20 protein-coding genes are annotated in these 24,399 nt (G+C 49.4%); 17 read left to right on the top strand and 3 right to left on the bottom strand.

What is annotated here, in order from left to right; genetic code table 11:
* Window positions 1-36: 36 nt before the first annotated feature.
* Genes mqnB through ACN5NT_RS11420 form a run of 3 tightly spaced genes read left to right on the top strand, consistent with a single transcriptional unit; the run spans window position 37 to window position 2,592 of the window.
* Window positions 37-699, top strand: coding sequence for a futalosine hydrolase (mqnB, locus tag ACN5NT_RS11430; RefSeq protein ID WP_136796951.1), 663 nt, complete (start codon window positions 37-39; stop codon window positions 697-699).
* Window positions 696-1,541 (top strand): 1,4-dihydroxy-6-naphthoate synthase, encoded by an 846-nt coding sequence (locus ACN5NT_RS11425; RefSeq protein WP_419175528.1) that lies wholly within the window; start codon window positions 696-698, stop codon window positions 1,539-1,541. The genes mqnB and ACN5NT_RS11425 overlap by 4 nt, the downstream gene beginning before the upstream one ends.
* Window positions 1,542-1,569: 28 nt before the next feature.
* Entirely contained in the window at window positions 1,570-2,592 is a 1,023-nt protein-coding gene (locus ACN5NT_RS11420) for a molybdenum cofactor guanylyltransferase (RefSeq protein ID WP_419175527.1), read from the top strand.
* A gap of 125 nt (window positions 2,593-2,717) precedes the next feature.
* Here ACN5NT_RS11420 and ACN5NT_RS11415 read toward each other — a convergent pair whose 3' ends face one another.
* Complete coding sequence (locus ACN5NT_RS11415; protein WP_136796948.1) at window positions 2,718-3,095, bottom strand: helix-turn-helix domain-containing protein; 378 nt, start codon at window positions 3,093-3,095, stop codon at window positions 2,718-2,720.
* A gap of 367 nt (window positions 3,096-3,462) precedes the next feature.
* On the opposite strand from ACN5NT_RS11415, the gene ACN5NT_RS11410 reads away from it, so the two are divergent.
* From ACN5NT_RS11410 to amrS, 11 genes are all read left to right on the top strand, one after another.
* Complete coding sequence (locus ACN5NT_RS11410; protein WP_136796947.1) at window positions 3,463-3,981, top strand: peroxiredoxin family protein; 519 nt, start codon at window positions 3,463-3,465, stop codon at window positions 3,979-3,981.
* Between the two features lie 46 nt (window positions 3,982-4,027).
* On the top strand, window positions 4,028-4,552 hold the full coding sequence (locus ACN5NT_RS11405; RefSeq protein WP_419175526.1) for a nitrous oxide reductase accessory protein NosL: 525 nt from the start codon (window positions 4,028-4,030) through the stop codon (window positions 4,550-4,552).
* An 83-nt stretch (window positions 4,553-4,635) separates the two neighbouring features.
* The gene (locus ACN5NT_RS11400; RefSeq protein WP_228721386.1) at window positions 4,636-4,839 is read left to right on the top strand and encodes a hypothetical protein; all 204 of its coding nucleotides are present in this window, start codon (window positions 4,636-4,638) and stop codon (window positions 4,837-4,839) included.
* Window positions 4,839-6,029, top strand: a complete 1,191-nt coding sequence (locus tag ACN5NT_RS11395; RefSeq protein WP_419175525.1) for an ABC transporter permease — start codon at window positions 4,839-4,841, stop codon at window positions 6,027-6,029. Before ACN5NT_RS11400 ends, ACN5NT_RS11395 begins: the two co-directional genes overlap by 1 nt.
* Before the next feature lies 1 nt (window position 6,030).
* Complete coding sequence (locus tag ACN5NT_RS11390; RefSeq protein WP_419175524.1) at window positions 6,031-6,768, top strand: ABC transporter ATP-binding protein; 738 nt, start codon at window positions 6,031-6,033, stop codon at window positions 6,766-6,768.
* A gap of 2 nt (window positions 6,769-6,770) precedes the next feature.
* Window positions 6,771-7,799: a hypothetical protein gene (locus tag ACN5NT_RS11385; RefSeq protein ID WP_419175523.1), complete on the top strand. Its 1,029-nt coding sequence runs from the start codon at window positions 6,771-6,773 to the stop codon at window positions 7,797-7,799.
* A 312-nt stretch (window positions 7,800-8,111) separates the two neighbouring features.
* Entirely contained in the window at window positions 8,112-11,141 is a 3,030-nt protein-coding gene (locus ACN5NT_RS11380) for a PEP/pyruvate-binding domain-containing protein (RefSeq protein WP_419175522.1), read from the top strand.
* Between the two features lie 13 nt (window positions 11,142-11,154).
* Entirely contained in the window at window positions 11,155-12,504 is a 1,350-nt protein-coding gene (gdhA, locus tag ACN5NT_RS11375; RefSeq protein ID WP_419175521.1) for an NADP-specific glutamate dehydrogenase, read from the top strand.
* Window positions 12,505-12,591: 87 nt separating this feature from the next.
* Complete coding sequence (locus ACN5NT_RS11370; RefSeq protein ID WP_419175520.1) at window positions 12,592-13,332, top strand: arginyltransferase; 741 nt, start codon at window positions 12,592-12,594, stop codon at window positions 13,330-13,332.
* Window positions 13,333-13,593: 261 nt separating this feature from the next.
* On the top strand, window positions 13,594-13,776 hold the full coding sequence (locus ACN5NT_RS11365) for a hypothetical protein (RefSeq protein WP_136796938.1): 183 nt from the start codon (window positions 13,594-13,596) through the stop codon (window positions 13,774-13,776).
* A 217-nt stretch (window positions 13,777-13,993) separates the two neighbouring features.
* A complete protein-coding gene (gene amrS, locus ACN5NT_RS11360) occupies window positions 13,994-15,016 on the top strand; it encodes an AmmeMemoRadiSam system radical SAM enzyme (protein WP_419175519.1) in 1,023 nt (340 codons plus the stop codon).
* A 35-nt stretch (window positions 15,017-15,051) separates the two neighbouring features.
* On the opposite strand, the gene ACN5NT_RS11355 is transcribed toward amrS, so the two are convergent.
* Window positions 15,052-15,921 (bottom strand): hypothetical protein, encoded by an 870-nt coding sequence (locus ACN5NT_RS11355; protein WP_419175518.1) that lies wholly within the window; start codon window positions 15,919-15,921, stop codon window positions 15,052-15,054.
* A gap of 325 nt (window positions 15,922-16,246) precedes the next feature.
* On the opposite strand from ACN5NT_RS11355, the gene ACN5NT_RS11350 reads away from it, so the two are divergent.
* From ACN5NT_RS11350 to ACN5NT_RS11340, 3 genes are all read left to right on the top strand, one after another.
* Complete coding sequence (locus ACN5NT_RS11350) at window positions 16,247-16,882, top strand: LysE family translocator (protein ID WP_419175517.1); 636 nt, start codon at window positions 16,247-16,249, stop codon at window positions 16,880-16,882.
* Between the two features lie 205 nt (window positions 16,883-17,087).
* On the top strand, window positions 17,088-19,946 hold the full coding sequence (locus tag ACN5NT_RS11345; RefSeq protein WP_419175516.1) for an FAD-binding and (Fe-S)-binding domain-containing protein: 2,859 nt from the start codon (window positions 17,088-17,090) through the stop codon (window positions 19,944-19,946).
* Window positions 19,947-20,167: 221 nt separating this feature from the next.
* The gene (locus ACN5NT_RS11340; protein ID WP_419175515.1) at window positions 20,168-22,888 is read left to right on the top strand and encodes a response regulator; all 2,721 of its coding nucleotides are present in this window, start codon (window positions 20,168-20,170) and stop codon (window positions 22,886-22,888) included.
* On the opposite strand, the gene ACN5NT_RS11335 is transcribed toward ACN5NT_RS11340, so the two are convergent.
* Complete coding sequence (locus ACN5NT_RS11335) at window positions 22,885-24,225, bottom strand: replication-associated recombination protein A (protein WP_419175514.1); 1,341 nt, start codon at window positions 24,223-24,225, stop codon at window positions 22,885-22,887. The genes ACN5NT_RS11340 and ACN5NT_RS11335 overlap by 4 nt on opposite strands.
* Window positions 24,226-24,399 lie beyond the last annotated feature (174 nt).

Genomic DNA, 24,399 nt, shown 5'->3' with positions numbered 1-24,399 from the left:
AGGTGTCTGGCAAACTATGGAGTTGATCTCAATACCATGATACTTGCGGTTGCTGCAACTGAAATGGAAGCTGCTTCTCTTCGTTCCCGAATGGGGGCGGAAAGTGAACGCTGGGCGCTCATGATTTCCGGGGTCGGTATATTGGAGACTGCTGCCCGGCTCGGACAGTATCTGGCCCAGCATCACCGGCAGGTTAAAGGTGTGCTGCAGTTTGGTGTTGGCGGCGCGTATATCCATCCGGCTGAGCACGAGCAGCGGGCCGGGCTGCTCTCCCTGTGTCTGGCTGAACAGGAATTTCTCGGCGATCTCGGCGTCGAGGTCGGAGATGAGCTGGAATATTTTTCCAGCGATCTGGTCCCATGCAGTAACTACCCGCTCAGCCGATCCTTGCTCAACAGGGCGACAGCTGCACTCTCTGCAGCAGGGCTTGAACATGTCGTTGGCAATTTTGTAACGGTCAATTGCGCCAGTGGCACCAGGCGTCGGGGGGAGTCGCTACGCAGGTACTCCAATGGCCTCTGTGAGAATATGGAGGGCGCTGCCGCGGCCAGGGTTTGCGCATTGTATGATATTCCCATGCTGGAGATCCGGGTGATCTCAAACATGGTGGAAGATAGAAATCTGCAGAACTGGCAACTCAGCCGGGCCTGTGAAAAGGCAGGCGAGACCGCCGCCCTGTTGTTAAAGGAGTTTTTATGAGTGAATCGCGCTCTCAGCTATCGCTGGGCTACTCTCCGTGTCCCAACGATACCTTTATTTTTTATGCAATGATGCATGGTAAAGTCGATCTCGGCGGGCTCAGCTATGGTGCGCCGTATCTGGAAGATGTTGAAACCCTGAATAGCTGGGCACTCCAGTCCAGACTGGATGTGACCAAGCTGAGCTTCCATGCGCTCGGTCATGTCCTCGACGAATATTGCGTACTGGCAACAGGCAGTGCTCTTGGTCGTGGCTGTGGCCCGCTGTTGGTTACAGGCAAAGAGGTGGATATTGACCAACTCAAGGATAAACGGATAGCTATCCCGGGCAAATACACAACGGCGGCGCTGTTGTTGCAAATGCTGCTTCCCGGCTGTACCAACCTGGTGGAGATGCGTTTTGACATGATCATGGATGCGGTGAAGAATGGCGAAGTGGATGCCGGGGTGATTATTCATGAGAGCCGTTTTACCTACCAGCAATATGGACTCTTCTGCCTGCAGGATCTGGGGCAATGGTGGGAAGATCAGTCCGGCATGCCTATCCCGCTGGGGGCGATTGTGGCCAGGAGAAGTTTGGGGAGGGATAAGGTGCTGCAAATCGAAAGGACGATTGGCGCGAGTGTGGAGTTTGCTTTCAAAAAGCCGGAAGCCTGTCTGGACTATATTCGTCAGTATAGCCAGGAGATGGATGAAAAGGTGGTGCAGAGCCATATCGGTCTTTATGTCAATGATTATTCACGTGACCTCGGCGCAGAGGGTTTTGCGGCAATCGAGCTTTTTCTTGCCCGTGGGCGTGAGGCAGGAGCCCTGCCGCCAAGCAATTCAGGTTTAAGGATATGAACATGAGACTCTGTGTCGGAGGGTGGTAATGGGAGCGTCTTGTTTGAATTTGCCTGTTTACTGTATCCCAGCTGGACAGGGCAATGAGTTGCGTGAAAATGTGTATTCGTTATTGCCGCTTTTTGTCGAAGCCGGACTTAAAATATCACTCATCCGCTATGACTCACTGGTTGCTGGAGCCCAGTCGGGCGCATGTACGTCGTTGAACCTGGAAGGATCCCTGTCAGACATTGTTGCAGGTTACTCGTTCGTGGGTGACGAGCATCAACTACTGGTGCAGGCCAGGGAGCTGCTCCGTTCTCACGATCTGGTGTTTGTTGAAGGCGAAGAAGATATTAAAGATTTCTGGCAGTTAACATTTGCCCATGGGGGCTTACAGGAAAAGGCGGAAAATGACCGTGAGCTCATATTGGGCGATGGCACCCTGCAAGACGGTTTTGAAACTATCTGGACACACGCCGGCAGATTACAGAAAAAGAGACCTGTCTGGGCTTGTATCCTGATCGGTGGTAAAAGCTCACGAATGGGCCAACCGAAACATCTGCTGAAAGATAAGAATGGAACTACCTGGTTAGAGCGGGTGGTGCGACTTCTTGAGCCCCATGTGGATGGGGTCGTACTTTCTGGCAAAGGCAGTGTCCCGCAATCTCTTGCCTTTTTGCCGAGGATTCCTGATATTCCGGATGTGCAGGGGCCATTGACAGGTATATTATCTGCCATGCGATGGCAACCCGATGTATCCTGGCTGCTTCTTGCTTGTGATATGCCGCATATCTCGGAGGAGGCTGTTCGCTGGGTTCTGGATAGCCCGGTTTTGGGAGGCTGGGCGGGCTTGCCCACTCTTACCGATGGCAGAACGGCTGAACCGCTTTTTGCCAGGTATGAACCTCAGAGCAAACACTATTTTGAGAAGCTTTGTGCAATGGGGGAGAGGCGCATAGGCAGAGTGGCTGATTTTGCAAAGACGAAATTGTTGCCTGTGCCTGAGGAACTGCAGTTTGCCTGGAGCAATATAAACACGCCACAGGAATTGCAGTCTGTGGATATCTGATCGCAATTCCTGTTATGTCGAATGGAGACCTGGTGGAGTACTTTTGTCGGTTAGGCGTCAGTCCTCAAGTTCACCCTCTGAACGCAAACCTTCAAGCTCTCTGATGAGTCCGAAAACGAACCTGTCTAGCAGCAGGCTCGTTTCATTATCTGACATTCCTTGCAGACTTCAATCTTTTCTTCCCAACTGGATCTGTTCGTTGAGTTGCAGATAGTGCCGTTGATAAACCAGCAAATCTGACCTGCATCGAACTCCCATGCGGGACACTGGCGACGCTTTTTCTCGGGGCAACGCTTTGTTTCCCAGCAGTTTTTCATGTTGTGGCGCTTGCCACTTTTCTGCGACAGTAAAAAGAATAACTGCCTTTCCACATGGGCAGGTATACCGCGCCAACCTTGCTCGTAACTGCTGACGGCTTTGAGTGAAGTACCCAGCAAAGCTGCAAGCTCTTTCTGGGTTTTGCCTAAGCGCTTCCGGATCTGGAGAAAATCTGTATTTTCCATAACATTCCTAGCCAAAATCAATAGCCTGAGTGTTGGTGGACCTCAGGCAATACAAATTGTGCCACACTACGGTCCAGAAGTGTTTTGCGCCTGCTTGACCGACCTGTTGATTCCGGGTTGTTTTGCCTGTATCCAACCTTACGGACAACAGGAGTATAAAGTCCTTAAGCAATCGTTAGGCAACGTGTATACTTCTGGTAAAACAATTATATATGATGCATTTGGTGCCACACTGTACCATGGAAGCACAGGCCGCACAAGTTCGACAAGTTGAAAAAAAATGAAATATGGACACGGACAACGGTGAGGGGGAGCAGCTAGAAATGGACTGATGCCTGAACCCGCATGGGAAAGGAGGTTGTAGGCAGTGAAGAACCTGACATTCAATTGGTTTCTACTTTTTTCTTGTGTTATTTTTTTGTTTTTCGGGTGCAAGCAGGAGAGAACCGGCGGGCCGCTTATGGCTGGTGATGAGGCGCCTGATTTTATGGCCCGGGATCTGGAAGGTGATGTGATTGTGCTTTCAAATCTGGGGGGGAAACCGGTGATTGTCAGGTTCTGGGAAACCAATTGCAAATTCTGTAAAGCTGATACCCCGTTATTTAATCAATATTACAGTAAATATAAGGACAAGGGTCTGACCATCGTCTATGTGAGCAGCTTCTTTGAAGAGCGCCAGGCTGTGGATGACTATATAGAAAAACTGGGTATTAAATTTCATGTGGTGATGGATGAGGATGCCAGGTTGGCGGATTTGTTTAACGTCAAAATTTATCCTCAGACTTTTATGATCGGCCCGGACAGGCGTATACTGGCAACTCTTTTCGGTGGGGTGGGCGAAGCTGAATTTGAAGAATTGCTGGGAGAGTATTTGCATGAAAATTAAAAAACGTTCAATGGTTGCACCGCACATCATTTGAGGGGTGAAATTGATGAAACGAATTGTTGGTTTGACACTTGTCATGGTGTTTTTGCTGGTGGAAGGGGCGATAATTGTAGTGAACTCCAAAGCCGGCGAAAGTGAACCTCTTGCTGTGGTGACCGCCAGAGATCGCTGCCCGGTCTGCGGAATGTTTGTCAGTAAGTATCCGACCTGGGTTGCTCAGATTCGTTTGTCGGATGACAGGGTGGAAATGTTTGACGGTCCCAAGGACATGTTGGCGTATTACATGTCACCAAAGGATTTTGGCGCAGGTTATGCAACTGTTGGAGATGTGGTGGTACGGGATTACTACAGTCAGGAGTGGATAGACGGCGAGCGGGCGTTTTATGTAATGGGCAGTGATGTTTATGGTCCCATGGGAAATGAGTTTGTGCCTTTCGAAACCATGGAGGCCGCTAAGAATTTTGCTAAAGATCATCGCGGCAAAAGAGTTCTCTTATTTGATGAAATCGATAATGAGCTTGTGCAAAGTATTCGAAAAGGGCACAAGATGATGGGCGGCATGAAGAAATGAGCGGCACGATCCCTCGACTTCGCCTGTTTTGTCTTTTGGTTGTGGCCGTAATTCTATCAATGCTAACACTTCTGGTGAGCATAATGGAGCGAAGAACAGATGTTCTTGCATCTTATGCGGTAGCTGGTGAAATGGTATCGCTGATGGGCCTTTCTGATCTGGCTCTATCAACTGAGGCCAGGTACACCAGACACCCTGCGGTGAGCGATGAGGTGGTTCCATTTATGGATCATCCCGGGGCGTTGGAACACTTCCCTTCAGGCTCTTTCTTCCGGCCGGTTCAATAATGAGTATTCGGCTCAAGTTGCAGCGCCAGCTGAATATCCTGGACTACACTCTGGGCTCTCTCAACAGGAAGAAAACAAAAAATTTCGGCATACTCGTCATTTTCAGTCTGGTCATTTTTCTTTTTTCCTCATTTCTGCTCATGAGTCGCGGGCTGACCGAGTTGGCGGCTCAGGTGCTCAGGCATGCACCGGAGATTACCGTGCAGCAGTTGGTAGCAGGACGCCAGGTATCGTTGACAGCAGATGCCGCAGCCAGAATAGATGATATTTTTGGAATTAAGTCTATAACACCCAGAATCTGGGGTTACTATTTCGATGAAAAGAACGGAGCGAACTACACGGTGGTGGGGCTCGACTTGGCAGAAAATGGTTCCCATGCCCTGCCTGTTGAGGGCATCAAAGGAGAATTGCCGACAGCCGGTAGCATGGGAGAGGTGGTGTTGAGCACGGGAGTGCGCAGATCGATGGGGCTTGGTGAGCGTAAGAGTTTTTCTCTATTTCGCCCAGACCTTGAATTGGTTTCCTTCACAACCACCGGCGTATTTGATGAGAAAACTGAGCCGGTAACCGGGGATATCTTGCTTGTTTCGCTGGAGGCCGCAAGAAACCTGTTTGCCATGGGCGAAGATGAGATAACAGATCTCATGGTTTATGCCGGTAACCAAAGGGAGATCGACACTATTGCTGCGAAAATTGCAGATCGTTTACCTGGCACCCGGGTGTTGACTCGAGATCAGATACTTAAGACGTACAGTGTCGTGTTTGGCTGGCGGAGTGGTTTCGGAAGCTTCTGCCTGTTGGCATCACTAGCTGCGTTCGCAATTCTTGCCTATGACAAGGCATCAGGGCTCACCAGGGAAGATATTCGGGAAGTTGGAATACTCAAAGTGCTCGGTTGGGAGACCGCCGATGTGATGGCAGTGCGATTCTGGGAGTCCACGCTTGTTTCTCTGTTAGCGTTTCTGCTGGGTTATGGCCTGGCCTGGGTACATATAATGTGGTGGCAGGGGGTTATCTTCAAACCGTTGTTGTTGGGGTGGTCCGTTTTGAGACCGGGGCTGACTATTGCCCCACCCCTGCTGGTCGAAGATATTATATTGATCCTCGCTTTTTCGGTACTCCCATATCTCTGCGCCACCGTAGTTCCATCCTGGCGCAGTTCAGTCGTGAGAGCAGATACGGTGGTGTAGCATGCGGATTGAGCTTGAAGGAGTGACAAAGATTTATAACCGGGGCGAGTCGAATGAAGTCATTGCTCTCCAGAGGGTTGACCTGGCAATAGCGAGCGGAGAAATGGTCTGTCTGCGCGGTGCATCCGGCTCAGGTAAAACAACACTTCTTTCTATAATCGGCTGCATATTTCCTCCGTCGAGCGGCAGGGCTGAGCTGGGTGGCAAAAAGGTGTCCAGGTTACCAGATCATTTTCTCTGCCGGTTCAGAAGAGAAAAAATTGGATTCATTTTTCAGGATTTCAATATAATCGGGGATCTCAGCGTAATCGAAAATGTCAGTTTGCCGCTGTTTCCGGCAGGTGTTTCCGGCAAAGATCGAACCGAAAGGGCGGCAGCCCTGTTGAGCAGTTACCATCTTATGGAGCGGGCATATTTCAAGGTGGACAGCATCTCAGGGGGCGAACTGCAGCGTGTAGCCATATGCCGGGCGCTTATTAATAATCCTCCAGTAATCATTGCCGATGAACCCACCGCTCACCTGGACTCTGGTCTGGCGACTTCTTTTATGGATTCGATAGCTCAGCTGAAAAAGCAAGGCAAGACAATTGTTATAGCGTCACACGACCCTCGTGTTTTCGAGCGTGTTGAGATAGATCGGGTAATGGATGTGGTTGATGGCAGGGTACTACCCGAGGTTGATCAACAGTCTGGTTTCAGGGATGTGGTGAACGAAAGATCTGTTGTCCTGGGGGACTGAGCATGCTGGTAAACGGCTGGGCCATCGCTTTGATGATCTGTTCGGTCGGTATTCTTTTTCTCGGCCTGATGGCAGCCTGGTGTGGGATCAAAGTTGTCTGTTTCTGGGATTCCGGTGCAGACACCGCACGACAGATCAGATTAGAGACAGAGGTCTGGCTCACTTCGGCGCTGATGAAATATGCTCTTTTCTTTCAGGTTGTTTCCTTAGTTATGCTGGTGTTGGCGGCTGATGCCTTCTCAGGGGCGCTTGTTGGTGCAATGTGTGCCACGGGAGCATTCCTGGCCAATGATTATGGCATTGTTACGCTCCTTGTGAAGATTGTCTTGGTGTTTTTCTGCGGCTACTGGCTGCTGCTTAACCATCTGGATAATCAGTCAGAGAGTTATCCTTTAGTGAAATCCAAGTATATCTTTCTCTTTTTCCTCTTACCACTGATGGTTGTTGATGCTGTGTTCCAGTTCCTGTACCTGATCAAACTGGAACCGGATGTACTCACATCATGCTGCGGCGTGCTGTTCAAGTCCTCCTCCGGTGACGGTTACAACTTGCTTGACCCTTATTCTCCTGTACTTCTCCTCGGTAGTCTCTATTTGACCACTTTCATCCTTGCCACCAGTGGTCTTCAACTGTTTTACACCGCCCAAAAAGGTAAAAGTTATTCAAATGCAATATTAATGTTAAACACGACTGGTTGGATTGTGTTCTTTCCAACTGCCCTCTGGACCGTGATCGTATTTTTTTCCTCATATATATATGCCATGCCCTCACACAGATGCCCGTTTGATATTTTGCAGGCCAACTATTCCTACATAGGATTTCCTATCTATTTATCATTGTTTTCCGCCACATTTTTAGGAGCAACATCAGGGCTCATCGAACCCCTGAAAAAGCTGGCAGGTCTGGCCGTTCCCGTCAGTCGTTACAGAGCCATGGCTATACCTGCCAGTATTCTGTTTTTAATAATATTTATCCTGATTACCGCCTACGCTCCTGTGGTCTACCTGGTGGTGGGCGGCGAGGTCTCCTGAATTTCAGGAGGAGATCGGATATCAGCAGATGTCTGCTGACTTTTTAGAGAAATCATTACATCCGGGTTCTGAGTACCGCTGTCAAGAAATACTACCAATACAGGTTTTTGCTGCTTACAATAATAAAAAGCGTAAAAAGCTATATGATTACCCCTGAAGCTCAGCTTTAAAAAGCGAGGCGTGTTGAGCTAATCTGTCACGCATCATCTCACGCCTGGCCCTCATATTTTCAAGCTGAGGATCAGGGGAATTGGAGAAAGCTGAAAGCAGTCCCTGATGGATATCTTCTCCGCCAAATAACAAGGTGTTCCCATGCTCATCGACTCAGGAAGGATAGTTTCGGATTTCGATCCTCATTTCAAGGTATTCCATGAGTTGATGCAGTTCAAGGTGCAGGAAATTCTGCTAGTTTCCAGTCTCTATGATGCCTTTATTATGGAGGAGGATGGTAGCCTGGCAACCAGGCTTATCAAAGAGTATCATGGTTTGAATCTAAGCAAAGCCCCTAGAATAACCAGAGTTTCAACTGCCGAGGAGGCACTTGGTATCCTCAAACGGCGTCCCTTCGATATGGTTATGACCATGCCGTATCTGGGGAGCATGGACGCATTCGAACTGGGTGGCGAAATTAAGAAGATCCGGCCCGATGTGCCTGTCATTCTGGTTGCCCACCACATACGCTCCACGTTTGCTGACAAGCTCGATGCCCATGGGGTTGACAGGATCTTTCTCTGGTGTTGCGAAGCTGATCTGCTGCTGGCAATTATCAAGAACGTCGAAGATCATAGAAATGTCGATGAGGATATCGGCAGGGCCATGGTCAGGGTAATCATCTATGTGGAAGACTCTCCTGTTTATGCCTCTTTATTCTTGCCGATGATTTACCAGGAGATAGTTCTGCAGACCCAATCGGTTCTGGACGAGAGCCTCAATGAGCGCCACAGGCTGCTCAGGATGCGGGCGCGGCCGAGAATTTTGATGGCTACCACCTATGAAGAGGCGATGGACCTCTATGAGCGCTATAAGCCATATGTCTTTGCCATTATATCCGATGCGAGGTTCAAAAAGGCAGGGGAAATAGATTCCTCTGCCGGCTATTCCTTTTTATCCAAGGTCCGGAAGGAAGTCTCTGACCTGCCGCTGCTGATGGTTAGTTCAGAGTCGCAAAACAGAAAGGCAGCAGAGAGCCTGCCGGCAATATTCATCAATAAAGATTCGCCACTCGTTCGGGATGAAATACATAGATTTTTCTTGAATTATCTAGGCTTTGGTGACTTTGTGTTCAGAATGCCGGATGAAACCGCAATCGGGCACGCCTCCACCTTGTATGAGTTTGAACGAATGCTGGCCGAGATACCTGACGAGTCGCTAGAGTATCATGCTAAACGCAACCACTTTTCAAACTGGGTTATGGCCAGGGCTGAGGTTGCCCTGGCCCGTCGTCTGCACTGCGATTACATTTCTAACATTGGAAACATTAAGGAGATGCGCGAGGACCTGATATTCAAAGTACACTCGCTGCGGAAATTACGTCAGCAGGGAGTTGTCGTCAAATTCAGGGATGCCGGTTATGACATCGATATCATGGATTTTGTTAAGATTGGTGAAGGGACCATGGGGGGCAAGGCCAGGGGATTGGCCTTTATGTGGGCCTGTTTGCAGGGAGCCTATTCTGAAGGTTCGGTGCTGACCGATTATACGGTAACAATTCCTAAAACCTGTGTGATTACTGCGGACGGCTTTGATGCCTTTGTGGCTGAAAATAAATTGAAGTACCAGCCGGATATGCCGGATGAAAAGGTTGCTGATCTCTTCCTTGATGCCACACTGCCCGCCTGGCTGAGAAAAGATCTGGCCGCTTTTCTGAAAAAAAATAATCTGCCGCTGTCGGTGCGTTCTTCGAGCCTGCTTGAGGATGCACTGTTCAAGCCATACGCAGGGCTCTATTCAACCTACTTTCTAGCCAACAACAATGAGGACTTTCAGGAGCGTCTCAGTCAGTTGGAGAGTGCGGTAAAACTTGTCTACGCCTCAACCTGGTTTGAAAGCCCCCGGGCATTCTCCAGATATTCAAGCCAGGGCCGGGGAGACTCGATGGCAATTATTATCCAGCAGGTCGTGGGTAACCGGTATGGCGATTACTGGTACCCGTCAATTGCCGGGGTGGCGCAGTCGCACAATTATTATCCGGTGATGGGGATGATGCCGGAGGAGGGGATTGTCCACATAGCGCTTGGAGTCGGCAAGACCGTGGTTGAGGGGGAAAAATCTCTTCGATTTTCGCCGCAATACCCCAAGCGGTTATTACAGTTTTCCACCGTTGATGATATTCTGGAAAACTGTCAGCGGGAGTTTTATGCTTTGAATATGCTGGATAACACCTGCCTGAAAAGGTATGGATCAAATTTGGTCAAACGCTCGATTCAGGACGCTGAAAATGAGCTGCCGGTGCAGCAGCTTTCTTCCACCTATTTTGCCGAAGAACATGTCATCCGCGATGCATACTTGCCAGGCTTGAAGATCATGACCTTTGCCCAGTTGCTGAAATATGATGCGTATCCGATCTCAAAGATTCTCACAGAACTGCTCAGCCTCGGGAGGAAAGGTATGGGCTGTGAAGTTGAGATTGAGTTTGCGGTGGCGATCGAACCTGAGCTGAATAAATCTACTTTTTACTTTCTGCAGATTCGGCCGATGGTGACTGGCAGTGAGCGGGCAGATGTACAGATCTGTGATAAAGATATTGAAAATTCCTTCAGTTTTTCCAGTGAGGCTTTAGGGCATGGGAATTTCGAGACCATGGCAGATCTGGTCTATGTAAATCCTGATGATTTCGACCCTGGCCAGACCAGGCAGATTGCCATGGAGATAGCTGCAATAAATAGAAAACTCACGGCAGAAGACAGGCCATTTCTGCTGGTAGGACCGGGCAGATGGGGGTCTGCCGATCCGTGGCTTGGTATACCGGTGCAGTGGGCGGATATTTCGCGGGTAGGGGCTATTATAGAACTCAGAAACGATATCTTGAAAGTAGATCCTTCCCAGGGGTCACATTTTTTCCAGAATATCACCTCTCTTGGAATCCCCTACCTGACCATAACCGAGAGACAGCCCCGAAAGCCTCAAAAGAGCCGGGGAGATGATTTCGTAGACTGGCATTGGCTGAGCGAGCAGCCGGAGATCGAGCGGCTGAAATTTGTTCGGCATGTACGGTTTGAAAAACCGCTCATCATAAAATGTGACGGGAAAAATTCAGAGGCATGTATTCTTCCCGGTTCTTTTCATCAGGACCAGGTTTGTGAGATCGAGGGGCAGAGGATGTATAATCAGCAGTATAGTTAGCGAAGGAGGCACGATGGACGAGATAATGAGTCTTGTCAAAGGACGGGATCCGGAACAGCGTGAGTTCCATCAGGCGGTACAGGAGGTAGTGGAGACGGTAAAACCTGTTCTTGATCGTAACGCCGCGTACAGGCAGCAAGGTGTACTGGAGAGAGTTACCGAACCTGAGCGTGTTATCATGTTCAGGGTGCCGTGGCAGGATGACGATGGTCAGGTTCAAGTCAATCGTGGCTTCAGGGTGCAGATGAATAGTGCTCTGGGCCCTTACAAGGGAGGGCTGCGCTTTCATCCGTCTGTGAATCTGGGCATCATAAAATTTTTAGCCTTTGAGCAGGTTTTCAAGAATTCGCTGACAACGCTGGTCATGGGAGGGGGGAAAGGAGGTTCTGACTTTAATCCCAAGGGTCGTTCTGATGGTGAGGTAATGCGCTTTTGCCAATCATTTATGGGGGAATTGTATCGCCATATTGGCCCAGATACCGATGTGCCGGCAGGTGATATCGGGGTGGGCGCCAGGGAGATCGGCTATCTGTTCGGCATGTACAAGAAGTTGAGCAATGAGTTTACAGGCGTTCTTACCGGCAAAAGTCTCAATTGGGGTGGAAGTCTGATCCGACCCGAGGCAACGGGCTATGGTAATGTCTATTTTGCGGCGGCGATGCTGGAGACTCAAGGGGAAACGCTGGAGGGCAAGTCCTGCCTCGTTTCCGGTTCTGGAAATGTGGCGCAATATACCACAGAAAAAATTCTGGAACTTGGTGGCAAAGTGGTGACTCTTTCTGACTCCTCCGGCTATATCTACGATGAAGAAGGGCTTGACTGTGAAAAGCTCCGTTATGTAAAAGAGTTGAAGAACGTAATGCGGGGGCGGATCAAGGAATATGTGGAGAAGTACCCTAATGCGGTATACACTGCAGTAGACCCAACCCTTGACCACAATCCACTTTGGTCACACCCTGCGGATTGCGCAATGCCTTGTGCAACCCAGAATGAAGTGAATAATGTGGATGCGGAGAACCTCTTGCAGGGTGGAGTCAGGCTCGTGAGCGAAGGCGCGAATATGCCGTGCACGCCGGATGCAGTGGATATCCTGATCGATAGTGGCGTACTCTACGCACCGGGCAAGGCCGCCAACGCGGGCGGAGTTGCTGTCTCGGGCCTGGAGATGGCCCAGAATTCAATGCGCCTGTCCTGGCCGCGGGAAGAAGTGGACGCCAGGCTGAAGCAGATCATGAAATGTATCCATAAAACCTGCCTTGATGCGGCTTCCGAATATGGAGCCGGCCAGAATTATCTGGTGGGAGCAAACATTGCCGGCTTTATAAAGGTGGTCAATGCCATGCTTGACCAGGGGCTTGTATAAAGAAAACAGACAGGTGCTCCTGCAGGGTTGGTTGCGAACGGGTAACTAGCCGGGCTGCAGAACCTGATGAGCTTAAATTAGAATACATTGACGACCGATTACGATATAACCTGCGCCGCTGAATTTGCCGCACTCCAGAACAGGGTGGACAGGTATTTTGTGGAGCTCAATACCGAGTGTCCCTATGGATTGCCCTATATGGCCAGTTTTCATCAGGCGATGTTCGGGCCCCTGACTGACCGGGCAATGGAACTGTTTCTGGCAGCAGGGTACCGCCGCAATGGCAACTGCCTGTATAACATGCGTTGCGCTCAGTGCAGTGCATGTATCCCTATCCGCTTAAGGCCGGAGAAATTTAAATCAAACAGGAATCAGCGAAGGGCTGCTAAAAAGAACAGCGACCTGTCCGTTCGGGTTACTCCGGTGGATATGGACCATGACAACATGGCCCTGTGCGACCGTTTCCTCCAGGCCCGCTATCCACAGGAACATAATACCGCCGAGGGTTATTACGGCGGGTTTTTCTGCAATACCATCGTCGACTCGGTGCGAATCGAGTTTTCATGCAAAGATAAACTTATCGGTGGTTCGGTCATTGATCTTGGCGGCAACTGGATGAATGCCGTCTATTTTTATTTCGACCCCGATGAGTCGGCCAGAAGTCTCGGTACCTTCAACATCCTCACCCTGGTTGAGATGTGTCTTGACTATGGTATTGATTATCTTTACCTGGGGTATCTCATCAAGGGTGTTGATGCCATGTGCTACAAAGAACACTTTCGTCCCCACGAACTTTTCATCAATGGCAGGTGGGTTGAGTCGGCCTGATGGCCATTTCAACGGCAAAAAATTCTCTTTTCACCCAAGTTCTCACGACCAGTTCCATCCTACTTTAGGGTGCAGAGCAAAATAGTAATATTTTGTATGTGTTCGGGTAATTGGAGTGATTCTGTCCAGCTAGCCGGTATACAGGAGGTGTGCGCAAAGATTTTGACACGTTTGACGAACCAATTTTTTTTGTGATACGATTTAAGCAAGCTTTAAAATATGCACTTTTTTTGGCAATAATCCATATGTTGGAGGGGGGATATGAAAAAGTGGCATGTAGAGGGAATTGTGAGTCATATCGATCGTAGCGGCTCCAAACTTGAGATTCCTAATCCGGGACAGCAGACCTTGTGGTCACAAAGTTCGGCTCAAAGAAAACGGCCTGAGTTTATCTGGGTGAAAGCCTTACGAACCGTAAAAGAGCTCATGTTTCGCCAGCTATGAAACATCTTACGTGCTCAGGCCAATGCCCTGTCGTGTTTCACGGTTGTCCGATGAACCTGTGACTCTCGCTTGCTGACTTCGCTGTTTATTCAATAACGGAGCGCTGTTTGTCTTTTATAGGTGCCATGCAGCAACATCATTAAAGATGACATGCCACGCGCTCTTTTCAGGCGTGTGCTCTACTGTGAACAACATTATGCAGAAAGAGTGAACGGGGTTGAGAGAAAACGATATGCATGAGGCGAGATTGTATACCAGGCATGAGGGGGTGATTCATTGCGAGCTTTGTGCCCACGAATGCAAAATTCGCGATGGTAAGCGGGGGCTCTGTAACGTCCGGGAAAACCGTGGCGGTAAGTTATATACCCTCGTTTACGGAAAGCTGATAGCTGAACATGTGGATCCCATCGAGAAAAAGCCTCTGTTTCATGTTTTTCCGGGCTCAACCTCCTATTCCATAGCAACCAGAGGATGCAATTTTCACTGCAGGCATTGCCAGAATAGCTCCATCTCCCAGGTTGCTATGGGCGATGATCCCACCAGGTTCTGTCTCACCCGGTCTCCCCAGGAAGTGGTGGATGCTGCACTTAAAGCTGAGTGTAAAACCATTAGCTACACCTATGTGGAGCCGACAATTTTCTTCGAATTTGCCTACGACTGTTGCCAGCTGGCGGCAGATAACGGTATCTACAATATTTTTGTCTCAAATGGTTACATGACCGGGCGCACGGCGCGGGTTATAGCGCCATTTCTGACCGCAATAAATATTGATATCAAATCTTTCCGGGATGAATTTTACCGCAAAGTATGCGGCGCACGTTTGCAGCCTGTGCTGGACACCGTGAAGCTGATGCGGGAGCTGGGAGTATGGGTTGAGGTTACCACTCTGGTGATTCCGGACTATAACGATTCGGTTGATGAATTGAATGATATTGCAAAATTCCTGGTGGAGGTGGATGCCACAATTCCCTGGCATGTAACCGCTTTCTCCCCGAGCTATAAAATGCTCGAAGAGAAGCACACGCCGAAGCGTACTCTCCTTAAAGCGCAGGAGATAGGCTTTGAGGCCGGCCTGCAGCAGGTCTATGTCGGCAACATCCTCAGCAAGGGTGGGGAAGATACCATCTGCCCCTCATGTGGGACGGTGGTCGTCAGCCGGCTCGGTTTTTCCATCCAGGGCAAATCGATGATTGACGGCAGATGCCTGGAATGTTCTGCGGTGATTCCGGGCGTCTGGTAATATCTCCCCCCCCCCCCTCTATTTTTTCCTTTCTGTTACGTTTCTCTTGCCTTGCTTCTGGGCTTTATAAACAACGACATACTGATTTGGGTGAGCAGTATTGCAAACACGGCCGCGGCAAGCCCAAGTAGTACATTATAAAAGGGAGGGGCGGCGAGGGCTATTCGTATCATCAGGGTAGACAGGGCGAATCCCGAGTTTCGAAACATGGCCTGGAACGACGGTTGAAAGCACTGGGCGATCAAAACCACAAGAATATCCGACAATATCAGCATAGTATAGAACTGGTGCAGAAAATCGTCGTGTTCTCTGCCCGCCAGGGAGTCAAAAAGGTTGTTGATTCCCATGTAGATGAATGTGAACAAAAGAAGCAGGGCGATGCCTTTCTTGGCTGCGACAAAGGCATAAAGATCGGTTGGCCGCATCGTCTCTTCCGAGGCTTTGGCCTGTACTATGTAGTAGTAGCCCAGCAGGGCGAATATCAGCAAAGCTCCGAAGCCATCTGAAGCAATGCGTAGTATAGCCTCTTCATTTCCGGCATAGGTGAGTGGTTCCGGGAAATTTTGCAACTCTTTAAACGCGTTACGCAACAGGATCAGAGAAAGAATCTCGAACTGTTTTCCCACGGATTTGGAAAACGAACAGGGCAGAGTAAAGACCAGGCTGATAACCTCAAGAATCAGCACCACGGTAAAAGCGCTGGAGATGGCATAAAAATGGTTGGTCGGAATAACATCGAATACTTCATGTCCCAACAACCCCTGTCGTTTAATTTCAATTACGACAAGATAGGAGAGAAAAAACAGTACCAGGGCTACTGAAATTTTACGGTAGATTTTTTCCTGCTCCCAGTGGTGGTGAAGCGGGTCAAAGATATACGTTATTCTTTCGTACAAAAAGTTCATTGGTTTCTATCCGATTTACCTTGGGTGAGCTTGGTTGCACCTGTCTGAAAGCATAATCTTGCCAGCTTCGGTGTTCGTTTGATGTAACATTCTGGTGAGACCTGAGTGTATCAGTTAGATGATATTGATAACTATTTCCAGGAGAAAATATCATAGAACAAATAACTTGGCAAACGATAATTGTGGAATCTTTTTATATCATATTTTTAGGAAGTTGAACCCTGTTGACTGATTTATAGTTGCAGCTGGTCCAGATGAGCGCTAGGGTGATGACCTCGCAATTTCTCTAATCCTTCCAGTTATTATTTTTATCCGGAGTACTTTCGTGGATCAGGTGCTGAACATCTCCTTGCTGTCAATTTTTATCCCCACGTTTATTTTGGTATCTGCAACGCCGGGTATGTGTATGACCCTGTCCCTGACCCTGGGGATGACTATAGGGGTTAAGAGAACCCTGTGGATGATGAGCGGCGAGTTGGTCGGCGTTGCTCTTGTTTCTGTTGCCGCAGTAATCGGTGTCGCTTCGGTCATGCTCAATTATCCCCAATTATATCTGGTTTTGAAATACTGTGGTGGAGCATATCTCTGTTATCTCGGAATTCAACTGCTCCGGTCCAGGGGGAAGATGGCCATACAGGAAGATGACGAGAGCGACGGCAGCCATTTGGGCAGAACAGAACTCGCCATGCAAGGTTTTGTAACCGCCATTGCGAATCCAAAAGGTTGGGCCTTTATGGTTTCGCTGCTACCGCCGTTTATTGATACCAGCTTGCCCTTGCCGGCGCAATTGAGTTTACTGGTTTTATTGATACTATTTATCGAATTTTGCTGTTTGCTGCTCTACGCCGGTGGCGGAGTGACCATGCGCAGATTTCTTCAGCAGAGTGGCAATGTGAGGAAGATGAATGGCATTGCAGGATTACTGATGATCTTTGTTGGGCTCTGGCTGGCGACGGGCTGACTTTATTTAATCTATACTCTTCCTGGAAAAGATAATGAGAATTCTTATTGTTTTGAAATGTAAGAATTTTCAGGAACTGAGGATGCCGGATTTTCCTTGAAAGTGAACTGAGCTCACTTGATTGATATCCCTGCCTCGTTCCGGCATCACAAAGTCTTGCGGATTGTGCCGTGATGCTTTTTCCTGACCAGAATGGAGAGTTCATATGAACGCCAGTACCAGTGTACCCCCTGCCACCGGTCATCTTAGCGGTGATTATCGTCGATTTATTCAACTGATTCAGAAGATTATATCAAGTGAAAGGATTATAACTGATCCTCTTCGTACCCTCGCCTACGGAACAGATGCCTCCTTTTACCGCCTTATTCCGCAAGTTGTAGTTCGGGTGGACAATGAGCAGGAGGTGGCGGACCTGTTGAGAGCCGCGGAGACGTGTCAGGTTGCGGTGACCTTCAGAGCTGCGGGAACCAGCCTGTCAGGTCAGGCTATTTCAGACTCCGTTCTGGTATTGGCCACAACGGCCTGGCAAGAGAGAGAAGTTCTCGATGACGGTGGGCGGATACGTTTACAACCAGGTGTAATAGGAAAACACGCAAACAGTATTCTGGCACCATTTGAGAAAAAGATCGGCCCCGATCCAGCTTCGATAAATGCTGCCATGATCGGTGGTATCGCAGCCAATAACGCCAGTGGCATGTGTTGCGGCACTGCCCAGAACAGTTATAAGACCGTTGCCGGGATGCGGATCATTTTTCAAGATGGAACATTGCTCGATACGGCAGACGAAGCGAGTCGGAGTAATTTTCTTCAGAAGCGCGGGGACCTGGTTGAGGGCATTGAAGCGCTGAGTCGGGAAGTAAAGGCTAACGAGGTGCTGGCCGGAAGAATCCGCGACAAGTTCAAAATCAAGAACACCACGGGTTATAGCCTCAACGCCCTGGTAGATTTTACAGATCCAATCGATATAATCACCCACTTGATGATCGGCTCTGAAGGAACTCTTGGTTTTATCTCTGAAATTACCTATCAGACGGTCGATGAATATGCCAACAAGGCGAGTGCGCTGGTATTTTTTTCGACGATCAGGGAGGCGTGTCAGGCCACAGAGCTGTTACGGCAGCAGCCTGTTGCCGCGGTGGAGCTGATGGACCGGCCAGCTCTCAGGTCCGTAGAAGACAAGGAAGGCATGCCGGAATATCTGAAAGAACTCCCTGAAGGAACCACTGCGCTCTTGGTTGAGACCCGCGCAGCAGAGAAGGAGACACTTTCGGCGAATATCGAATCTATCAGTGGCGCGCTTGCAGAGGCGTCATTGGTCCTGCCTCTGAAATTCACCGATAAGCTAGAGGAGTACACCCTCTACTGGAACATCCGGAAAGGTCTGTTCCCTGCGGTTGGTGCTGTTCGGGAGACGGGCACCACAGTGATTATTGAAGATGTCGCTTTCCCTATTTCTCATCTTGCAGACGCTGCGGTTGAACTGCAGCAGGCAATGGCCCGGTTCAACTACGATGGTATTATTTTCGGCCATGCCCTGGAGGGTAACCTCCATTTCGTTTTCACTCAGGATTTCGGCAGCCAGGAAGAAATAGACCGCTATGAGGGGCTGATGCAGGAGGTGTGTACCATGGTGGTCGAAAAGTATGGCGGCTCTCTTAAAGCCGAGCATGGAACTGGTCGCAATATGGCCCCATTCGTCGAATATGAATGGGGGCGTGATGCATATCTGCTGATGAAACGCATTAAAGCACTTTTTGATCCCAATGAATTGTTGAACCCTGGAGTGATATTGAATGCCAACCCGAAAGCGCATCTCGAAAACCTCAAGCCACTGGCAGCAACTCATCCTCTGGTCGACAAGTGTATCGAGTGCGGGTTTTGTGAACCGCAGTGCCCATCGCGGGATATTACCCTTAGTCCCCGTCAGAGAATCACTGTTCAGCGGGAGATTTCCCGGCTCAAAGTGACCAAGGAAGACCCGGAAAGGTTAAAGAGTCTGGTGGATGCGTACAAATATTATGGAGATGCGACCTGCGCGGCGGATGGTTTATGTCAAAGTGCCTGTCCGGTGGGCATCAATACCGGGGAGTTGACCAAGGCCCTGCGAAATGATGAGGTTGCAGGCACATATAAAGAGAATATTGCTAAATTGTCGGCCAGGAATTTTGCGGCTCTCACGGGGGCGATCCGTATGAGCCTGAAAGGCGTAGACCTGGTGCATAAGCTGCTGGGTACCGACGCAATGGACAAAATTGCGACTACTGCCAGGAAAATCAGCGGTAACAGGCTTCCTCTCTGGACTCCGGAAATGCCCAAAGGTATCAAAAAACGGGGCTATGCTCCTATCAAGGCCAACGGCGGTGGTCAGGTTGTCTACTTCCCAAGCTGTATTTCGAGGACCATGGGGCCATCCCGTGGTGACGGTGAGCAGCGGGTACTGATGGAAATCACTGAAACGGTGCTTAAGAGGGCGGGGTACGGAGTGATCTACCCGAAAGAGACCGACAGCCTCTGTTGCGGAGTGCCGTTTCAGAGTAAAGGTGCCTTCAGGCAGGCCGATGAAAAGAGTGCTGACCTTGAGCGAGTCCTGCTCGAGGCAAGCGGTGGTGGGTTGGTACCTATATTATGCGATACCAGTCCGTGTCTCTACCGGATGAGGGAGGCTATGGATAAGCGCTTACGGCTCTATGAACCGGTAGAATTTATACATGACTTCATTTTACCGAAACTGGACATCACACCACTGAAAGAAACCGTCACTATTCATACCACCTGCTCCTCCGAGAAAATGGGTTTGGCGCCAAAGTTCCTGGCGGTGGCACAGGCGTGTGCATCTGAGGTGGTGGTGCCGGAAAAAGTTGGCTGTTGCGGATTCGCCGGCGATAGAGGTTTCACTTTCCCGGAACTTAACGCTTCAGCGCTGAAAGATTTACGTCCTGCTGTGGAGGGTGGTGGCGCTGTGGCAGGGTATTCGAATAGTCGTACCTGCGAGATAGGCTTGTCGCTTCATTCGGGCATACACTATCGATCGATTATGTACCTTATCGAACAGTGCAGCCGTTGATCATGGTGTTCGTTGGCAGTGGTCGAGTTTGTTGTCAATGAACTCTGGTTTCTAAATTTGTGTATATTATTGTTAACAATTATAAAATATTGATCGACTATTGTTTGCAAGTTGCACCATACTCCGGTTACTTTGAACTCCTGAATTGATGGAGTGAAGAGTTTTGTGAAAAGCGGGGCGGCAGTGCCGCTCAACGCCTGGTGTTAATCGGGGTTTGGTGCATGAACCATATCTTCAAAAGTATTCCTTTTCGAATTTGCGCCTCGATTCTGGCAATCGAGGCGATGCTGCTGTTTGTCGGTGGTATCTATTTTATCGGATATTTCAATCGCACTATAGATAAAGAGTTGTCCCTGCATCTTAAGATGCCTGGCAAACTGATTCTGGAAAGGCACCTCGACAACTCGGTGTTTGAGAACATGGCACTTCTTTCCGGCCTTGTCGGACAGCATGTCATCGCTGCTGGCCTGGCCGATGAAGATGGCGAAACCATTGCCGGTTTTATTCCAAAGGAAATTGTAAGCAGAATTGATTTGCTGCCAACCTCTGAGGTGATCTCTGTAGATGACGGGGAAAATCTGGCTTTGCTTGATCACTTCGTTGTTGGAGACCAGCCGGTAATCTTCTTCATAGAAGTGAGCGGAGATAGGGTGCATGCAGAAAAGAAAATGTTATGCCACCAGTTCTCACTATGGGCGCTTGTTATACTTCTTTTGAGTTCGGCCCTTGAGGTGTGGGCAGTCTATCGTATGGTGGTACCTCGTATCAGGCAGACTTCATCTGTACTACGTAAGATAGTTGAGGGGGATTTCTCGGTGCGTACCGGCGCGACAGGGCCTCCTGACCAGCTGGGAACTATGATGGAGCATGTCAATATGATGATCTCCACCATCGAAGCCTATACGGTGAAGCTCAAAGTGCTGAACAGCGCTGCTGAGAAATTCTCTCTCGCCAGAAATACTGAAGAGATTATCGATGTGGCGACAGAGCTGATTGAAGCGCAGTTGCCGGTCAGGCGCCAGAACAATGATCGTGTCGATTATGAATATAATTTTACAGGTTCAGTGGGCGCAGGGCGGCAAGGTGGGGCGGAAGACCACGAAATTATATTTACTTTGCCGATAGCAGATGATGAGTTCAATTACCGGGTAGTGCCCTTCGTTGCCACAAGATACTACAACGGTTTTGCCACAGTCGATCAGGATTTTATCGCTACCCTGTCACGGATGGTTACAGTTGCCGTTGATCGAGTGACCGCCTTTGAGGAAATTTCCAACGCTGAGTCTCGTTATCGCCATCTTTTTACTTCCGCCATTGAAGGAATCATCAGGACTTCACCGACCGGCAGAATAACCGAGATGAATCCTGCCATGGCAGCCATGGCAGGTTATGAGTCGATACAGGAGATGATAGAAGAAGTCGGCAAACTGGGCGAGCAACTGTACAGAGACCCTGCCGACTGGGTTAAAGTCTGTTCCGTATTAGAAAAGAGTGGCCAGCTTCTCGACTGCGAAGTGGAGTTCAGACGAAAAGACGGTACAATCTTTCCTGTTTCTATCTCCGGCAATGTGGTGCGCAGTGAACATGGTGAGGTCCAGGCCTATGATGCACGGATATTCGACATTTCTGAGAGAAAGCGCCGGGAGAAGGCAGAGCGGGACCATCTCAAGGCGGAAGCGGTAAATGTGGCCAAAACCAAAGTTGTCGATGATCTGGAGTGGAAAAACAGGCAGTTGGTCGAGGCCCTGAATGAGCTGAAAACCGCCCAGATTCAGCTGCTGCAGAGTGAAAAAATGGCGGCAGTTGGCCAGACAGCAGGTGGTGTGGCGCATGACCTGAATAATATCCTCTCCGGCGTCGTTGGTTACCCCGAGCTGTTACTTGCCAGCCTGCCGGAGCGGAGCGAGATCCGCCAACCAATCGAGATGATTCTCAAGTCAGGGCAAAGGGCTGCGGCAATCGTGAGCGATCTGATGGCCCTGACCCAGGGTGACATCCGGGAGAAATGTGCCTTAGAACTTGAAACTCTTATCAACGATGTACTGCGGTCAGAATGGTTTCAGCATTTTATTGAAGATAAGCAGGGGGTTGAAGTAGTTACAGCCTTTAATGAAGCACCGACCATAATCTTCGGCTCTCCTTCTCATATGGAGAAGATGATGAGAAACCTTCTGGCAAATTCTATTTTCTGGCTCAAAGGGCCAGGCAAGGTTCGTATTTCAGCCTGCACAGAACGGGTACACAGGAGTATCGATGCCGAGGGCAATGAAATCTCAGACAGCGTGGCGGTGCTGCGGGTCGAAAATGATGGGCCGACAATTTCAGACGATGATAGCAAAAATGTCTTTGAACCGTTCTATACCAGAAAAGTTCTTGGTATGCAGGGAACCGGGCTCGGTTTGACCGTAGTCTGGAATATGGTCAACGAGCACGGCGGTTCCATTTCTGTTGATAGCCAAAAGGAACGGGGGACAATCTTTACAATTCACCTGCCGTCTGACGAGGGGGCAGTGCCCCACAGATTTGAAGAGTTTCCGGAAGCTGGTGGTGCAGCAGGTGGGCGGATTCTGGTAATTGATGATGAACAGCTCCAGCGTGATATTGCGAAGAGAATGCTGGAACGCTTTGGTTATGATGTAAAAACGTGCCAGTCGGGCGAAGAGGCTGTGGAATTCTTGAAGAGCCGGAGTGTCGATCTGATCATCCTTGATATGTTGATGCCGCCAGGCTTGAACGGGCTTGAGACCTATCGTCGGATTCTTGAAATTCAACCTCAACAGAAGGCTATAATCGTCAGTGGCTACGCGGAAAACAAGGATGTTCAGCGGGCTATGGAGCTTGGTGCCGGTGTGTATGTGAAAAAGCCGTACACCATGCACCAGATTGTACAAAGTGTGAACCGGGAGCTGCAGATACAACGATTCCGGGCAGACGATATTTAAAGATCGTCTGCGGCATCAGCTTTTTTTGCCATTTGCTGCGACTTTAAGCTTTCCCACCAGTCGAGTCTGCGCTGGATCTCTTTTTCAAAGCCATAGGGTGAGGGGGTGTAATAGCTCTTTTCTTCGATGTTATCAGGGAAGTATCTCTGGTAGCTGTAGCCGTTATCATAGGCGTGGGAATATTTGTACCCCTTGTTATAGCCAAGATCTTTCATGAGTTTGGTTGGGGCGTTACAGATATGGAGCGGCACCTTGAGATGCCCTGTATCTCTGGCGTCGTCCCGTGCTCCAAACCAGGCCACTTCAGTGGTGTTACTTTTGGGTGCGGTTGCCAGATATATGGTGAGCTGGGTGAGAGCAGTCGATGCCTCGGGCATCCCCAGAAAATGCACAGAATCTTTGATGGCCATAGCCTGCACAATTGCCTGCGGGTCGGCAAGCCCTACATCTTCAGTGGCGATGCGTACCAATCTCCGGGTGATATACATCGGGTCTTCTCCCGATTCCAGCATTCTGGCCAGCCAGTACAGTGCCGCCTGTGGATCACTGCCCCTGATGGATTTCTGGAAAGCGGAAATCAGGTTGTAATGCTCCTCGCCCTGTTTGTCGTAGAATTGTGAGCGCTGGGAGATCGATTGCAGCACCTGCTCCGCAGTAATTGTCTCACCCCGAGTCATCCCGCGCGACACCAGTTCAAGGTTGTTCAGGGCTTTTCTGCCGTCGCCTCCGGATTTTTCTGCCAGGACCCGAAGTGCCTCATCATCGGCTTTCAGATCTCTGGGTAGTTGCTCCACAGCTCGTTTGAGAATTCGGGTAATGCTTTCCTCGCTGAGTTGTTCCAATACAAAAACATGACAGCGGGAGAGAAGAGCACTGATCACTTCAAATGATGGATTTTCGGTGGTGGCACCGATAAGCACTATAGCTCCTGATTCCACATAGGGGAGGAAAGCATCCTGCTGGGATTTATTGAAGCGGTGAATCTCGTCAACAAAGACCAGCGTCTTTTTGTTTTCCCGGTAGAGCCTGTTTTTCGCTTCTTCCATGAGGATTTTCACTTCACCTATCTTGGTGAGCACTGCACTCAAAGCACAAAAGGCGTGACTGGTATTCTGCTCGATCAGCCTGGCAATAGTGGTCTTGCCGGTACCGGGAGGCCCCCAGAGCACGAAAGAACTGTAGTTATCGGAGTGAATCATCGACTCCAGCAGGGAACCTGCCGAGAGCAGTTTTTCATGTCCGACAATATCATCCAGATTACCGGGGCGTGCGCGTTCGGCAAGAGGGATGTCAGTTGGTGCACTGGATGATTCTAAAAACGATAACTGTTTGGACATAGTTGCAATTTGCTTTGAATGAGTTTCCACAAAAAATGACGCGAGAAATCACGTTAAAATATTCTCGCTCAATATGACCTGCTCACTGTCATTGTCTGCCAAAATAACCAATGTGCCCTGGTATGTCCATACAAGGCTCTCTCAGGATAATATGTACGTCAGCCAAAAGATGAT

It is taken from the genome of Desulfosediminicola sp. (genome assembly GCF_048381775.1).
Taxonomy (GTDB): domain Bacteria; phylum Desulfobacterota; class Desulfobulbia; order Desulfobulbales; family Desulfocapsaceae; genus Desulfopila; species Desulfopila ganghwensis.
Note: the sequence above shows the minus strand (reverse complement) of the source record. Positions and strands in the feature narration are given on the sequence as shown.

Bases quoted from the DNA above. Each gene is read 5' to 3' on its own strand.
- ACN5NT_RS11420 (WP_419175527.1), top strand. From the start codon at position 1,570: ATGGGAGCGTCTTGTTTGAATTTGCCTGTTTACTGTATCCCAGCTGGA.
- ACN5NT_RS11365 (WP_136796938.1), top strand. From the start codon at position 13,594: ATGAAAAAGTGGCATGTAGAGGGAATTGTGAGTCATATCGATCGTAGC.
- ACN5NT_RS11385 (WP_419175523.1), top strand. From the start codon at position 6,771: ATGCTGGTAAACGGCTGGGCCATCGCTTTGATGATCTGTTCGGTCGGT.
- ACN5NT_RS11400 (WP_228721386.1), top strand. From the start codon at position 4,636: ATGGAGCGAAGAACAGATGTTCTTGCATCTTATGCGGTAGCTGGTGAA.
- ACN5NT_RS11395 (WP_419175525.1), top strand. From the start codon at position 4,839: ATGAGTATTCGGCTCAAGTTGCAGCGCCAGCTGAATATCCTGGACTAC.
- ACN5NT_RS11415 (WP_136796948.1), bottom strand. From the start codon at position 3,095: ATGGAAAATACAGATTTTCTCCAGATCCGGAAGCGCTTAGGCAAAACC.
- ACN5NT_RS11380 (WP_419175522.1), top strand. From the start codon at position 8,112: ATGCTCATCGACTCAGGAAGGATAGTTTCGGATTTCGATCCTCATTTC.
- mqnB (WP_136796951.1), top strand. From the start codon at position 37: ATGATACTTGCGGTTGCTGCAACTGAAATGGAAGCTGCTTCTCTTCGT.
- ACN5NT_RS11355 (WP_419175518.1), bottom strand. From the start codon at position 15,921: ATGAACTTTTTGTACGAAAGAATAACGTATATCTTTGACCCGCTTCAC.
- ACN5NT_RS11390 (WP_419175524.1), top strand. From the start codon at position 6,031: ATGCGGATTGAGCTTGAAGGAGTGACAAAGATTTATAACCGGGGCGAG.
- ACN5NT_RS11405 (WP_419175526.1), top strand. From the start codon at position 4,028: ATGAAACGAATTGTTGGTTTGACACTTGTCATGGTGTTTTTGCTGGTG.
- ACN5NT_RS11425 (WP_419175528.1), top strand. From the start codon at position 696: ATGAGTGAATCGCGCTCTCAGCTATCGCTGGGCTACTCTCCGTGTCCC.
- ACN5NT_RS11335 (WP_419175514.1), bottom strand. From the start codon at position 24,225: ATGTCCAAACAGTTATCGTTTTTAGAATCATCCAGTGCACCAACTGAC.
- ACN5NT_RS11345 (WP_419175516.1), top strand. From the start codon at position 17,088: ATGAACGCCAGTACCAGTGTACCCCCTGCCACCGGTCATCTTAGCGGT.
- gdhA (WP_419175521.1), top strand. From the start codon at position 11,155: ATGGACGAGATAATGAGTCTTGTCAAAGGACGGGATCCGGAACAGCGT.
- ACN5NT_RS11340 (WP_419175515.1), top strand. From the start codon at position 20,168: ATGAACCATATCTTCAAAAGTATTCCTTTTCGAATTTGCGCCTCGATT.